Annotated in this window: 11 protein-coding genes; all 11 read left to right on the top strand. The window is 49.1% G+C overall.

The features are described 5' to 3' along the window. Nucleotides 1–12 precede the first annotated feature (12 nt). The 11 genes from GEV47_RS19835 to GEV47_RS03840 all read left to right on the top strand — a co-directional run bounded on the left by GEV47_RS19835 (nt 13) and on the right by GEV47_RS03840 (nt 14,944). The gene (locus GEV47_RS19835; RefSeq protein ID WP_153233359.1) at nt 13–528 is read left to right on the top strand and encodes a DUF4189 domain-containing protein; all 516 of its coding nucleotides are present in this window, start codon (nt 13–15) and stop codon (nt 526–528) included. A gap of 92 nt (nt 529–620) precedes the next feature. Beyond that, nucleotides 621–1,151 (top strand): hypothetical protein, encoded by a 531-nt coding sequence (locus GEV47_RS03880; RefSeq protein ID WP_153233358.1) that lies wholly within the window; start codon nt 621–623, stop codon nt 1,149–1,151. Beyond that, nucleotides 1,148–1,351: a hypothetical protein gene (locus GEV47_RS03875; RefSeq protein WP_153233357.1), complete on the top strand. Its 204-nt coding sequence runs from the start codon at nt 1,148–1,150 to the stop codon at nt 1,349–1,351. Before GEV47_RS03880 ends, GEV47_RS03875 begins: the two co-directional genes overlap by 4 nt. Nucleotides 1,352–1,405: 54 nt before the next feature. Continuing rightward, complete coding sequence (locus tag GEV47_RS19685; protein ID WP_265588497.1) at nt 1,406–1,534, top strand: hypothetical protein; 129 nt, start codon at nt 1,406–1,408, stop codon at nt 1,532–1,534. 322 nt (nt 1,535–1,856) lie between these two features. After that, nucleotides 1,857–10,859 (top strand): hemagglutinin repeat-containing protein, encoded by a 9,003-nt coding sequence (locus GEV47_RS03870; RefSeq protein WP_153233356.1) that lies wholly within the window; start codon nt 1,857–1,859, stop codon nt 10,857–10,859. After that, entirely contained in the window at nt 10,856–11,125 is a 270-nt protein-coding gene (locus GEV47_RS03865; protein ID WP_153233355.1) for a hypothetical protein, read from the top strand. The genes GEV47_RS03870 and GEV47_RS03865 overlap by 4 nt, the downstream gene beginning before the upstream one ends. A gap of 153 nt (nt 11,126–11,278) precedes the next feature. Further along, nucleotides 11,279–11,557 carry a hypothetical protein gene (locus tag GEV47_RS03860; protein WP_153233354.1) on the top strand — a complete coding sequence of 93 codons (279 nt, stop codon included), beginning with the start codon at nt 11,279–11,281 and terminating at the stop codon, nt 11,555–11,557. A gap of 101 nt (nt 11,558–11,658) precedes the next feature. Then, a complete protein-coding gene (locus GEV47_RS03855) occupies nt 11,659–12,042 on the top strand; it encodes a hypothetical protein (RefSeq protein ID WP_228124548.1) in 384 nt (127 codons plus the stop codon). A gap of 119 nt (nt 12,043–12,161) precedes the next feature. Beyond that, nucleotides 12,162–12,410, top strand: coding sequence for a hypothetical protein (locus tag GEV47_RS03850; RefSeq protein ID WP_153233352.1), 249 nt, complete (start codon nt 12,162–12,164; stop codon nt 12,408–12,410). Between the two features lie 120 nt (nt 12,411–12,530). Next, nucleotides 12,531–13,094 carry a hypothetical protein gene (locus GEV47_RS03845; protein WP_153233351.1) on the top strand — a complete coding sequence of 188 codons (564 nt, stop codon included), beginning with the start codon at nt 12,531–12,533 and terminating at the stop codon, nt 13,092–13,094. 65 nt (nt 13,095–13,159) lie between these two features. Continuing rightward, nucleotides 13,160–14,944 (top strand): ShlB/FhaC/HecB family hemolysin secretion/activation protein, encoded by a 1,785-nt coding sequence (locus tag GEV47_RS03840; RefSeq protein ID WP_322741537.1) that lies wholly within the window; start codon nt 13,160–13,162, stop codon nt 14,942–14,944. Nucleotides 14,945–14,948: the final 4 nt, after the last annotated feature.

The following is a 14,948-nucleotide window of genomic DNA, read 5'->3' as shown; positions in this document are numbered from 1 at the left end:
GGTAGTAATCTTATGAAGACTTTTGTCCTATGGGGCTTGTTATTGGGTTTATTGATTTCCCATCAGCTTAGCCATGCCCAGGCCTATCCTTGTTCTGGCCCTGGGCCGGGGGAAGTTGTCGTGGGCCAAACGCCAGGTGGTCAAGGCGTCGCTTCCATGCAGCTATGCCAGAGAGCCGCGACACAACAGCAACAGCCCCCTGTTCGCTGGGAGTCTCGCTGGGGGGCCATTGCCACGGACGCCCCTCATGCTGTTCTTGGCACGTCGACTGGACAGAAGAGCCAGGCAAGTGCAGAGAGAGCGGCAACCAACGACTGCATGGCCAAAGGCGGACAGAATTGCGTACTCCAGATTTCGTACGCGAACACCTGTGCTGCGCTTGCCGTGAGCAGTAAGTCTACTGGTACAGCATCTCGGGTCGGTCTTGCTGATGCGGAAAAGGCTGCCACAAAGGCATGCCAGGACGGTGGTGGATCGGATTGCCGCATTTACTACTCCTCGTGCACGCAATCCCAACCCATTCAATGACTGCTCGTGCCCGTTTACAAAACATCATCAAACCGAAGCTAGGGGCTCTTTGCCTATTTCTAGGGTTCTTTGTTTCTTCTTGCAGCTCGTCCATGAACACTCCCGACATTAAGCAGAACCCGCATCCCAGGATGCGCTATGAAATTATCCTGACGCTCAAGGATGTGCCGGGTCCGTTTGATGCAGTAACGGGGTTCATGCAGTACGACGTCACTAATGAGCAGTGCGCCCCGTTCGACAAGTTCATCGGCATTTATCACAAGCCTCCCGGCCAAAGTTCGCCGATAGCGTTCGTACCGGTAGGGGCTAACGAGTACAGCGGCACCATCTACCTCGATCTACTACAAGATGAAGACTATTACGGACTGGGTGTATGTCACTGGTCTATGACAGCGGCCATTGCTCAGCTCAAGATCGGTGAGGTGACGTTTAGCCCCGGTCTTCTGCAGGAACAAATTGTCAAGCAGGAAGCCATTACGCAGTATTTTTCCAAGAAGGATTACGGCGACAACTCTATTCCGCATCGCTCCGTGCTCGGGATGTCCTCGCTAAGTGAGGTCGCCCCTCGGTATCACGATGAATTCTTCACGCTCACCTTGTCCTCCAAGGAGCACTTCGAATGAGCATCGGCACCAAGGAATATACCCTGTTAGCGAAGGACTCTTATGAAGATCGTTCCAACTACGTTGGGAAGGAGAAGTTCGTCATTCTCGACGGGGCTAAATATCGTGTCCTCGACACCTACAGCGATCCCATCACTGGTTATCAAGGCACGGAATCGCTTCTGGATGGCGCAGTTGATCCACGCATCGCCCTGTTTTAAGTCGGTTACCGCAATCGCTATCACCATCCTAAAGCAACGATGTGGTAGCGCTATATGGATATGGGGATTACCAATTTACGCAGCGATGAGAGCGGGGCGATAACTTTGCGCATGAGTGCTAACGAAGGTGTTGAGTTTACGGAATATCGGAAAGAACATGCACGTTACTGGTATGGGCGTTGATGTACCGTCATTATCCAGAACAAATATCCCAATCCCCACTATAAAAATGCTAGCGGGCAATGAGTGCCAGTGCTGTATTTGCCTCCTAATTCTTCTTAAATCGTCAAAAATTTTCCACGCGGAAGTTTACTGATGTTTATTTCCTAATTATTTGTTAAACATTGTTAAATTAATCATCTCCGGAGAACTCTCATCTACTTGTCAATTCATCACTTGTTACAATGTAATGCGACTTAATTAATAAGCAAGTTTTTCTGTAGTTAGCTCTTTCGCCTCTGTAGCAAATCAGCACCGATTTGTCTTACCTTGAATTGGAAACACAATGAACAAGCAAAATTTCCGCCTTATCTTCAATCACAAGCGCGGTATGCTCGTTGCCGTTTCGGAGCTCGTCACTAATCAAGGTAAGGGGACTGGAGAAACACGCAGTGCGAGTGCGTCAGTTTCTACGACGACACCGCTGATGCGCTTTGCGATGTTAGGCGTCGTCATCGCTGGTTTATTTGGTGAGATAACTGTGGTCAGTGCGCAGCAAGTCGCGTATAAGAATGGCGGGCCACAACCGATCGCCGATAGAAGTGCCAACGGGATTCCTGTTGTTCAGATTGTTCAGCCTAATGGTGCAGGGCTTTCACATAACAAATACGACAGCTTCTCAGTCGATCCGAATGGCGTCATCTTAAATAATAGCCCCACAACGGTGAACACCCAATTGGGCGGGTTTATTCAGGGCAATTCCCAGATCAATACACCCGCTAAAATCATTTTGAACGAGGTGCTTGGCACCTCTCGTTCGCAGCTTAATGGCTACATCGAAGTGGCTGGCCAGCGCGCCGAAGTCATAGTCGCTAATCCGAACGGCATTTCAGTTGGCGGCGGTGCAGGTTTCATCAACACGAGCAGAGGCGTACTGACGACTGGCACACCCACATTTGGCGGCGATGGTAGTTTGGCATCATTTCGCGTGACCAAAGGTGATATCAATATTGGTGCCGGTGGCATGAACGGCACCGGGGCAGACCAATTAGATCTTATTGCTCGTAGTGTGAGCGTGAACGACAAGCTCTACGCCAACCGCCTCAATGTGGTCACTGGTGCCAATCAAGTCAATTACAACGATCTGGGTGTGACTGTCATTGCTGGCGAAGGTGGGCAACCTGCCGTGGCAATTGACTCCTCTGCGCTGGGCGGCATGTATGCGCAGAAGATTATGCTGGTAGGGAATGAACATGGTGTCGGCGTAAAACTACTGGGAGATACTGCCGCCAGCGCTGGTGATGTGACTATCAGTAACGACGGTAAAGTGACCCTGAACAATAAGACCAATGCCACTGGACAGATTGCGATTCGTAGTACCGATGATGTCAACAATAGTGGCACGCTCTATGCCCAACAAGTTGGCCTCAACAGCGCTGGCCTCGTGTCCAACAGCGGTACCATCGCTGCACAAAACGACCTCAACGTAAATGCGGCATCAATTAACTCGACCGGTGTGTTAGCGGCAGGAATTGATGTGAATGGCAAAGCCACGCAGCTTGGCAATTTAGTACTCAATGCCAACGGCACGCTGATCGCAACAGGACAAAACACGGCGGGTAGCAACGTTTCGATGATGGGTAGCAGTCTCAATTTAGCCAATGCCAATACCAGTTCTAACGGCGCGACTACTTTGACGGCAACCTCTGGCGATATTAATCACAGCGGCGGTAATTTGCAGGCAGCCGGTGCCACCACGATCAATGCTACTGGCGCTGTCACCAACAATCAAGGTGTGATCAACACCGCACAGCTCACTATTAATTCTGGAGCGCTTTCGAACGTTGCTGGGAGCCTTATTCAGTCAGGCAGTGGCGACACCAACATCAGCACCACAGGTACTACGAATAACACGTCCGGTACGATTGCCACAAACGCCAACAAGCTCATTCTCCAATCAGGCGATTTGGTCAATGACGTTGGCCACATTACTCATGCAGGTAGTGGGACATTGAGCATCAATACCGGCGCAGCTTCCAACGTCGCTGGCGATATCGCGACCAATGGTCAATTGCTACTCACCGCCGCCAACCTGAATAATCAGCAGGGTTCATTAATTGCCAATCGCAATGCGGCGCTGAACCTCACTGGCAATCTGAATAATACGCAGGGATCCATACAAGCGGCGAGTGCCTTACAGGCTAACGCCGCCAACATCGACAATACGGCCGGTCGCATTACGTCCCTCGATAACAGTGGACTCACGCTTTCTGCCAGCGGCTTATTGACCAATGCTGCAGGTACTGCAGCCGATGGTTCACAAGGCGGCGTTATCGGCGGCAATGGCGATGTCAATCTGACTGCAGCCAACGCCACCAACAGCGGACAAATCACCGCTGGCAACAATCTCACTGCGAGGGTACAGAATCAACTCAATAACAACAGTGGCCGACTAGCCGCTGCGAATACCTTAACCGCACAAGCAGCGTCTCTCTCCAACGCACAAGGCGCGTTAGACGCAGCGAAGATCAACGCCACGATTGCCCAGCTCAATAATAATCAAGGCAAAATCAACGCCGATCAGATCACCCTGCACGCCACCAATCTATCAAATCAACAAGGTCAAATTGCCCAATTCGGTGAAGATGCCAGCACGATAGATGTCACCAATATGTTAGATAATTCGAATGCTGGTTTAATTCAAACCAACAGCGCCGATCTGACACTGACTCCGCAGCAATTGAATAATAACGGCGGCACCATTTCGCATGCAGGAACTGGCACACTTAATGTCGCGGTAGGCAATGGCGCATTACAGAACCAAGGCGGCACCATCGGCAGTAATGGCACCGTCAATGCTGGTGCTACCAGTATCAATAATCAAGCTGGAACATTGTTCGGCGCAGGCGCAACCACTATTACCGCCACTGCCGGAGATATCGACAACAGCAATGGCGGTTATTTATCCGGCGATAGTTTAAAGGTCAATGCGACCGGCAATATTAACAATACGCAGGGTAAGCTTGAAGCGATCAAGAGCGGTTTAGCCATCAATGCCAACAGCCTCAACAACGCTGCAGGTACGATACAAAATCTCGGTGCGAATGCGCTCACCATCAACTTGCGCCAGGGCTTAAGCAATACTAGCGCCAACAATGTCGGCGGCTTTATCGGTAGTGCAGGTGATGTGAACGTCAAGGCTACCGACATCGATAACACCGAAGGCACGTTCTACAGCAAACAAAATCTTTCGCTCAACGCCGATGGCACACTGTTCAACAACTCTGGCGTGCTGCAAAGTGATGGGTCGATTAATGCTACGGCAACCAATGACGTCAACAATCAGGATGGCCGGATCGAAGCAAATGGCGCAGCAGCAACCTTAACCGTTTCTGGCAGCAGCATCGATAACACCTCTGGTCGCATCGCCAACAGCGGCACAGGATCTACCGCCATCAATGGCGGCAGCAATCTCGCCAACGATGCGGGCACCATCGGCGGTAACGGTAATCTCACCCTGACATCTACCAATCTGAGCAACACCCAGCAAGGGCAAGTCATCTCCGCTGCAGACTTGACTCTGGCAATCGCCAACAACATCAACAACAGTCAGGGCAAGCTGTTTGCCGGACAAAACCTCACCGTCAATCAGGCAGGTGCAACGCTGAATAATAGCGCTGGCAATATTGCCTCATCAGGCGATACCAATTTAACCGTTGCCAGCATCGACAATACCAATGGCCAGATCGGCAACACTGCTGGGAATGGTGGCAATATCGCCTTATCGACCAGCGGGATTGTCACCAATACTGCCGGGAATATTGGCAGCGATAAAAACACAACGATCTATGCCAACACGATACTCGGCGACGGCAAAGTCATCGCCGGTCAAGATGCCAGTATCAACCTGCAAGGCGATTACACCAATACCGCAGCCAATCAATTCACCGCCAATCGTGATCTCAGTTTCGCCGCCACCGGCACCCTGACCAACGCAGGCAATCTGGAAGCGGTGCGCAATCTGAATGTAAGTGCCGCCAATGTCACCAATCAATATGGTGCATTGATCAATGCTGGCAATGGCAATACGTGGATTCAGGCATCCAATACGGTCTATAACATAGGTCGTATTTATGGTGACGATGTCGCTATTGGCGCGCAGAGCATTACCAATGATGGCATCCTGAACGCCGACGGTACCACCAATCAGGCTGGTATCATCGCCGCGCGTAATGATCTCGATCTGGGGGCGAACACCATCGTCAACCGTGAACACGCCACCATCATCAGTCTGGGCGATATGGCGTTCGGTGGTGCCTTGGATGCCAATCATAAAGCGACAGACAGTTCCGCATCGATCTTGAATGCCTCGGCAACGATAGATGCTGGCAATAATCTGAACTTACAAACGGCCAATCTGACCAATCGCAACGATCACTTCGCCACTGATCTGGTGATCGATCCCACGCTCACCACACACGTGACGCAATACCGCTCCTGGGATAGCAATACCTGGTACGACACCAGCGATGTCACCTGGAGCGACAGTGGTGACGGCGGTATCGTAGTGGTCTTACCGGGCAATTCGCGCTACGAAAAATTCTACAAAATGGACTATACGCAAATCGTCCAAAAAACCGTGGTCACCTCCAGCGATCCAGGACAGATCACGTCCGGTAACAACATGACCCTATCGGGTAATGTCACCAACGACAAAAGCACCATGATTGCTGGTGGCACGCTCGGTGGACAACTCGGCGATCTCAATAACATTGGTGCGGATGGTCAAGTCGTCACCACCAATCAGATGACCGCCGGAGAGAATTACTATCACTGGGTTGACGGCCATCCGCATGAAAATCACTACACTTACGACAATAACGGCGCCGCTTACGATGTAGCGTTGCCAACCACCACCTTTGCGTTGCCAGTGTGGACAGTGCTGGATTTAACCAAACCGAATCAAGGCGATAACGGCGCCATCGGCAGCGGTGTCGGCAACAGCACCGTGCCTTCTTCCGGCTCCAGCACTATCGGTGGCAATCAGGGTGGGCAGAATCTCTCTGGTAATGGTCAGACTGTGGGCGGGGCAAGCGGTTCGGCTGGTGGCAATACCGGCACATCCGGCAATACCCAAACCGTCGGCACAGCGGACAAACCGTTGCCGAATCTGACGCTACCGAACAGTCAGTTATTCCCGATCACACAGAATCCTAATCTCGGTTATCTGATCGAAACCGACCCCAAGTTCACTAACTACAACAATTTCATTTCCAGCGATTACATGTTGAGTCGCCTTGGTGTTGATCCGATGGCGACACAAAAACGCCTCGGTGATGGATATTACGAGCAAACGCTGATCAACCAGCAAATCACCGAATTGACCGGCAAACGCTTCCTCGGCGACTACACCAGCAACGAGCAACAATACGAGGCGTTGATGGATGCGGGTATCAATTACGCCCAGCAATTCCAGCTAACACCGGGCATCGCTTTAAGCGCTGAACAAATGAACAGCCTGACCTCTGACATCGTCTGGCTGGTCTCACAAAACATCACCCTGCCTGATGGCACAACGCAAAGCGTATTAGTACCAGTGGTGTATCTGTCACGACTTGACGCCGGTGATGTCAGTCCGACTGGTTCTGTCATGAGCGGTCGTAATATTGACCTGAGTATCAATGGCACATTGCAAAACGGCGGCACCTTGCAATCGTCGAATAACACGCTGATCCATGCGACCGATATCAACAATACTGGCACCATTAGCAGCGATGCTAAAACCGGCACTATGGTGTTAGTGGCCGATAACGACCTGATCAACGGCGGCACGATCTCCGGCAACCGCGTTGGGATACTGGCTGGTCGCGATGTGACGATGGCCAGCACGATCAGTTCGGCCACCAGTAAAAACGGCACCAACATTGGCATCAGTCAGGTGGCAAGTGTCAATGCGGATCAATTGTCGATACAAAGTGGCCGTGATATTAATCTGACCGGCACGGCGATTAACACCACGGGTGATGCGGCGTTTGTGGCGGGGCGGGATATCAATCTAAACACCGTTACCACGCAAGCGACCTCGAATGTCGATTATGGTAATAAAAACCACCTGAACGAAACCCAAACGCAAGCTATCGGCACAGCGATTCAATCTGGGGGCAACGTCACGTTAGCGGCAGGTCAGGATATCAACGCTAATGCTGCCTATGTCAATGCCGATCAAAATCTGGTCGCAGCCGCTGGACGGGATGTGAATATTGCATCGGCTGAGCAAACCAGCAGTAAAGATCAGGAAATTTCTACTACTAGCAAGGGGATGCTGTCGTCATCGAGTTACCACTACACCGATCAACAGCAAGGTACGCAAGCGGTCGGTTCTACCCTTTCTGGCGACAACGTCCAGGTGGTTGCCGGACGTGATGTCAATGTGATCGGTAGTAATGTGGTTGGCACCCATGATGTGGCCGTGGTTGCCGGTAACAACGTCAACATCGTTGCCAGCCAAAACACCGCATCGGAAAGCAGTAGCTCAGAAGAAAAGACTTCTGGTCTTACCAGTAGCGGCATGAGTGTGAGCATGGGCAACAAAGAGCAAGACCATCAGCAAACCTATGATGCCACCACGCACAATGCCAGCACCGTCGGCTCGACCAATGGTAATGTCACAATTACCGCCGGTAACGCTTATACCCAGACCGGTAGTAATGTTGTCGCGCTTGCTGGCGACATCGGCATCGCCGGCAAAACAGTCGATATCACTGCGGTGCAAGACACGATGACAGCGACCACTAAGGATCATACACAGCAAAGTGGCTTGTCATTAGGCGTATCCGCTCCTATCGTCACCGCCGTAAAAACCATACAACAGATGAATTCGGCATCGAGCAAAACCGATGATCCACGCATGAAGGCGTTGGCTGCTGCAGTAACAGTGTCTGCTGCGGGCGATGCTGCCACTGCCGCACAAAACCCAACCGATGGGGTCACAGTCAGCTTGACCGTCGGTTCCAGCAAGAGCGATAGCCAAAGCAAACAAACCAGCAGCGCTGTGGTCGGTTCCAATGTCACTGCTGGTGGCAACGTTAGCATCGCCGCCACTGGTGCAGGACAAGACAGCAATATCAATGTCATCGGCAGTAATATCACCGCCGGTCAAAATGCCTTGCTCAAAGCTGATGGCGATATTAATTTGAAGGCAGCGCAAAGCAGTAGTGATCAACACAGCACCAGCTCATCTTCCAGTGCTGCGGTTGGTATTGCGGCGACCTATGGTTCCAACGGCTTTGCGTTTGGTATCACGGCCAACGCGGCAGGTAGCCGTGGTAATGCCGATGGTAGCGATGTCACCAATGTCAATACCCATGTCACTGCGGGTAATAATTTGATAATAGAATCCGGCCATGACACCAATCTGATTGGCGCAGTCGCCAGTGCCAATCAAGTGCTCGCCAATGTCGGCACCTCTGGTTCGGGCAATCTCAACATCACCAGTTTGCAAGACACCAGCAATTACAATAGTAAGGACCAAAACATCGGCGGCAGTGTCACGATAGGTTACGGTGCGTCAGGCAGCTTCAATGCGGGACAAAGCAAAGTCAACGGCGATTACGCCAGTGTCGGTGAACAGTCTGGTATCAAAGCTGGCGATGGCGGTTTTATTGTGAACGTCAATGGCAACACCAATCTCACAGGTGGTGTGATTGCCAGCACAGCTACACCAGACAAAAACCTATTAGTTACTCAAACCTTGACGCAAAGCGATATTGAAAATCACAGCAACTACGATGCCAGCAGCGTGAGCGTTGGCGGTGGTTATGGTTCGCAAAGTGGTAGCAAAGATCGTGTGATGCAATTCAACGGCGGTGCCACCGGCACTTCTGCTGGCTTCAGCAGTACCGATGGCAATGCTAGTGGCACCAGCCATAGCGGCGTCAGTGCGGGTACAGTCGTCATCACTGACGATGCTAAACAACAGCAATTGATCGGTCAAACTGCCGAGCAAACTGGTGCCAGCATCAACCACGATGTTGGTGTAGACAATGCTGGTTCCATCGGTAAAAACTGGGATGGACAACAGCTTAAAGATAAGGTGACGTCTGAGGCTCAGATTACTGCGGCGTTTGGGCAGGCTGCGGCGAAAGAGATTGGTAGTTATGCTGATATCAAGCAAAAGGAAGCTCTTGCCAATAAAGACTATGACGAAGCTGCGAAATGGGCTGAAGGTGGCGCGTATCGTGTAGCCTTGCATACTGGTGTTGGTGCATTGACCGGCGGTGTCGGTGGGGCAGCTGGTGCGTTCGCTTCTGCTGAGTCAATGAGTGTCATTGATAGTGCAATCCAAAACATGGGCTTGCCGGATGCTGTGAGACAAGGTCTAGAGCAAGTAACAGCAGCAGCGATTGGCGTAGCTGTAGGAGGTGGTGCTGGTGCTGCGGCTGGGGTTAATGTTGAGGCTAACAATCGCCAACTTCATCCAACAGAAATCGAGATGATTAAAAAGAATGCTAATCGTTTTGCGAAAGAGCTGTACAACACCGACAACCCAACACCAGAACAGATACAAGGTGCCTTATCTATGCTGGCGAATACTGCGCAAAATTTGGTTGATTATAATTTTGGCTACGATGTACCTTACTCAGCACAGGCGGAAGCGTTCTTACATACTTTGCAATCAGAATATGCCGCGAGCACTCCAAACCTGTCTATCGGCAATGGGCAATATTTATTCTATGCAACAAATGACCAGAAAAATTCGCCGTATATCAATAGCGGTACGGTAGATAAAGAAATTGCAGGCGTGATTATTAAAGCGCCGATCAAGCAACCGGAAAATGCGCAATCAAATACTGAAAAGCGTGATCCGCTGACTAATCTTCCATTGGATGATCAAGGACGTTATGGGCAGCAGGTTGTAGTCGAGGGGAAAACATATGCTCCAAAATACTTCTCGTGCGCGACACCAGAATGCTTAGGAAATAATCTGGATATGTCTGATCCACAGACTGCGGCGTACGTGAAGGCATTGGATAAGAAGGTTCTTGATGACATTGGAACAGGAGCAACGTATGCCGCACTTGCGAATCCAACAGGTGCAATAGGTCTGATGGCCGGTATTATCGGCACAACATCTGGAGTTGCCTCAGGTTATTTAGATGGAAAAACAGGAAATGCAGTAGCAAAAGAAGCTGTCCAATTAGCCGCCCAACAATACTTACAAGGTGTGTATGGAATAGGTGAGGCTGCTGCAAGTCGTGTTATCACTTTAATAGACTTATGCGGAGGATGGCAAGCATTTGTAGATCGGACTCAACAACAAGCTAAAGATCTGGTTGGAGGTGGAAAATGAATCGCATTAATGCACTCCGGGTATTGCTCGTTTTGATCGGAATTGCTTTTATGGTTAAGGGAGCATATTTTTTTACTCGTCAACAATATGATCAATTATTATTTTTAAGTTGTGGAGTTGCTTGGGCTGTGTGGATTACAAATGCAGTGTTTAAAAATTGGAATTTGCCAGCCCCTTTTGCTTACAACCAAGGAGAAAATCAAATTGGTAGAGTTACCTACTGCATTGTAGTGGTCGGTATATTTTTCTTTGTGATTTTTTCATGAATGCACCACCTTACAATCATACTTGAAAGGTGTTTGCGGTCTTTCAGAAGTTATGGCTAACAGAGTAACAGTATTAGTAGATTTAGGTGGTGGCTGGCAAGCTTTTATAAATCGCTCAAAAGAACAAACCAATAATTCCATGGGATTCAAAAAATGAAATCTCAAAAAATTTGGTTGATTGCTTCTTATCTAGTTCTTTTTGCAGGACTTATTAAATGTCTGACGTTGTTCTTTTCTCGTGCATATCCAGAATTACTGTTCTGGATTATTGGAATAGCGTGGATTACCAGGGTAATTTTTTCTTTTCGATTTAATAAAAATTTACCCGGAGTTGGTCCCTTTAGTTATGGAGAAGGCGAAAATCAAGAAGCACGAACCATATACACAATGGCGATCATAGCAACATTCATTTTAGCTCTAATTTTTTCATGAACTTTAAAAAAATAATGAAACGCATCTACGTCGTCTCTACTTTATTCCTCTGCGGGTGTACGACACAAACACTCCCGACACCCAGCGAAACCAGTGCCGCGATGATGGAGATGGTCGGCACTTATGACATATATGAAGATCGTAATCCTATTGACTGGAAGGTCAGTCAAGTGAGTCTAAAACTGCAAGGCGATGATTTACCCGTTCTTACGATATACAGCTCTCAAAAACAGGCAACACAACTTTTAGTAAAAGCTACGCGCTGTTTTGGAAGATTGGCACAAGGTAAAAAAACAATTTATATAGCATGCAGATTCCCATCTCGTGGTGGAGAAGCATCGCTACTGATATATGCTGCTCCAGAAGGAGTGAAAATCCCAGACAATAATTGGGCTCGCGCAGACTTTATCTCAAAAGGTGGTTACGCCATATCGTATGGGATTGGCTCACGAAGTGATTTGAAAATGCTTGCAAATAAGCAGTAATAAATCAACAAGTACGCACAGATGAATTGTGCTGCGACGAACAAGTACAGAATTGCTGTTCTCGAAGCGTTCTTCGATTCATTAAACACGCCTAAGAAACTAAGCGAAGACAATAAAAAATGAAGCAACAATTTCATCACTCTCGCTGGACACGTTTTGCCGAAATATTTTTTGGCGGAGTGGCGAAAGCAACAATGGTGGTTGTGGCAGTTGCTGTGGTTATTCTTGCTTTATTAAGTGGCGATTTGAGTGGAATTGGCGCACCAACCTCCCGTAAGGACTTTTACATTTTTTTATTAATAGTGCTACTTATGCTATTGGTCGCTGGCCTTGTCGCTTACTTTCATTTGCCATCTTTTAAAGTCTGAGCCTTCTGGCTTAAATCTAAGTATTCAAGAAACTATAGCAAATTGGAAAAGAAACCATGGGGTGGCATGCAAAATATCACTCTTAAAAAGTATCTCATTGGCAAAGGAAAAACAATTTAAATGTATAAAAATACTCGTATTACATGCCTATTCATATTAGGCCTAACATGCCAATTTTCATTAGCAGATGAAACCAACACACCAACAGCCGACACCGCCAGAATCCGTCTATTCGGCCAAAACGGCTTCGGTGTAAAGCTCTATGAAAACAGTTCCTGCGTCGGTGGTAAAAGCGAAACCGTATCCGGTGGCATAGGCGATGCCTTCGCCTCTTTTGTCGGCGCTGCTTCTAATAAAAGTATCGGTATGCCAGCAACTCCCAACAGCGAACATCCATCGGCCAGAAATGGTTTTCTATCCAAAGCATTTTTTCGTGAATACGCTATTACGCCACAACAGCCAGTCACCATCACCAGTAGTTTCTCCAGCAATCCGGGAACCAATAACTCTCTGGAATGCAGAAAACTCGCCACGACGTTTACGCCCGAAGCTGGTAAAGATTACGAAGTCAGCCTGGAGTTAACTCCAACGCGCTGTGAACAAGTGATCAACGAAATACACGCGACAACCGATGGTGTGATGCTTGAACCTGTACCCGCAGTCAAAGCTGAATCCTGTCATTAATCAACCCAACGCAAGTAGGCCGCAATAAAGCGAATGCCTTTGCACATTCAAACAAAGAGCATTCCGTGAAAAACTCACTCAGACTCTCCATCATTACCCAAAGTATTGCATCGACCTTATTATTCGCAGGTATTACCTCTAACGCCCATAGCCAGACCCAGGCCATCAGCGAAGAGCAACGTCGCCGTGCAGCAGAGGATGCTGCACAGCAAGATCAGCTACGCCGCAGTCAAACAGACGCTTTACAACGCCAGCAACAATTGCAAGCGCCGAATGTCGATTTGCAAAATGCTGCCTCCGCAAAAGCTCTGAATACACTGACACTACCAACCGAATCACCCTGCTTTACGATTCATCAGTTTGTGCTTGCGGTGCCGCCGCAATTGTCTTCCTCGGCACAGTTGGCCGGTGCCAGTGCATTGCCATTCGATCCCTTCCGTTTTGCGCAAGATTATTTGCAGCAATATGACGGCGCTTGTGTTGGGCAGGTTGGGTTAAATCTGATTGTGGAACGTCTGACTAATTTGATTTTGCAAAAAGGGTATAGCACCACCCGCATCAGTATTCCAGAACAGGACTTATCGACTGGCGTGATGCATTTGACCTTGGTGCCGGGTGTGATTCATGCAATACGTTTTGCCGATCAGTCACTTTACGGCGCTGCGCGTAATGCGTTTCCGACCGGCGCCGGTCAGTTACTCAATCTGCGTGATCTGGAACAAGGTCTGGAGCAAATGAAGCGCGTCTCTAATCAAGATGTGAATATGGAAATTGTGCCGACTGACGTTCCTGGTGAAAGCGATGTAGTACTGGATGTAAAACGTAGCAAACCTTGGACACTGGCGGCTAATTTTGATAATAGCGGCGCTAAAGGTACAGGGCAATTGCAGGCTGGGCTGAGTCTTGGTATCAATAATTTACTGGGCTTGTCTGACATTCTCAATCTTGGCATCAGCTCGGATGCAGATCGCCACGGCGGTGATCGCGGTACTGGTGGGCGTAATGTCTATTACGCAGTGCCGATGGGATATTGGAATTATTCGCTCTCAGCGAGCGACTATACCTATCATCAAAAAATCGCTGGTGCGAATGAGGATTATGTCTCTAGTGGCAAATCGCAAAGTCTGGAATTTAAAGTCAGTCAGTTATTTCAACGTGATCAATTCCAAAAAAATAGCTGGCAGCTCAAACTGGGGAAACGTTGGAGCGATGCGTTTATTGATGATACTGAAATCGGCGTGCAAAAGCGTAATACCACCTATGTAGAACTAGGCTGGGTACATACACACTATTTCGGTAACGCGCAGCTTGATTTCACACTAGCTAATCGCTGGGGTAGTCCATTACTGGGGGCGCAGAGTAATGCTGATGATCGGCCATCGGATTACCCGACTTTTATGTACACCATACAAACTGTGGATGCGACCTTGTCTGTCCCGTTCAAGATTGCCGATCAACCGCTCACATACATCGCTACTTTCCGAGGGCAGAATACCCGTTCGCCGCTGTATCTGACCGATCAATTTACGATCGGTGGTCGCTATACCGTGCGTGGTTTTGATGGGGAGTTGACCTTAGCCGGTGAGCGCGGGTTCTATTTGCGCAATGAATTTGATCTGCCGATAGCCAATACCGGGCAATCCGCTTATGTTGGCGTTGATTTCGGCAAGGTGTATGGACCTAGTGTGCAGTATTTATTAGGCGATACCTTGGCTGGTGCTACTGTGGGTGTGCGGGGTGGCTTTAAGGGCTTTACCTATGATGTGTTTTCTGGATGGGCCTTGTATAAGCCTGCACAGTTTAAAACGGCGACACCTTCGGTAGGCTTTAATTTGACTTATCAATATTAATTAC

The sequence above is a fragment of the Glaciimonas soli genome, assembly GCF_009497155.1.
Classification (GTDB): domain Bacteria; phylum Pseudomonadota; class Gammaproteobacteria; order Burkholderiales; family Burkholderiaceae_D; genus Glaciimonas; species Glaciimonas soli.
Note: the sequence above shows the minus strand (reverse complement) of the source record. Positions and strands in the feature narration are given on the sequence as shown.

Coding starts and splice junctions, on each gene's coding strand:
- GEV47_RS19835 (WP_153233359.1), top strand. CDS start 13: ATGAAGACTTTTGTCCTATGGGGCTTGTTATTGGGTTTATTGATTTCC.
- GEV47_RS03880 (WP_153233358.1), top strand. CDS start 621: ATGAACACTCCCGACATTAAGCAGAACCCGCATCCCAGGATGCGCTAT.
- GEV47_RS03875 (WP_153233357.1), top strand. CDS start 1,148: ATGAGCATCGGCACCAAGGAATATACCCTGTTAGCGAAGGACTCTTAT.
- GEV47_RS19685 (WP_265588497.1), top strand. CDS start 1,406: ATGGATATGGGGATTACCAATTTACGCAGCGATGAGAGCGGGGCGATA.
- GEV47_RS03870 (WP_153233356.1), top strand. CDS start 1,857: ATGAACAAGCAAAATTTCCGCCTTATCTTCAATCACAAGCGCGGTATG.
- GEV47_RS03865 (WP_153233355.1), top strand. CDS start 10,856: ATGAATCGCATTAATGCACTCCGGGTATTGCTCGTTTTGATCGGAATT.
- GEV47_RS03860 (WP_153233354.1), top strand. CDS start 11,279: ATGAAATCTCAAAAAATTTGGTTGATTGCTTCTTATCTAGTTCTTTTT.
- GEV47_RS03855 (WP_228124548.1), top strand. CDS start 11,659: ATGATGGAGATGGTCGGCACTTATGACATATATGAAGATCGTAATCCT.
- GEV47_RS03850 (WP_153233352.1), top strand. CDS start 12,162: ATGAAGCAACAATTTCATCACTCTCGCTGGACACGTTTTGCCGAAATA.
- GEV47_RS03845 (WP_153233351.1), top strand. CDS start 12,531: ATGTATAAAAATACTCGTATTACATGCCTATTCATATTAGGCCTAACA.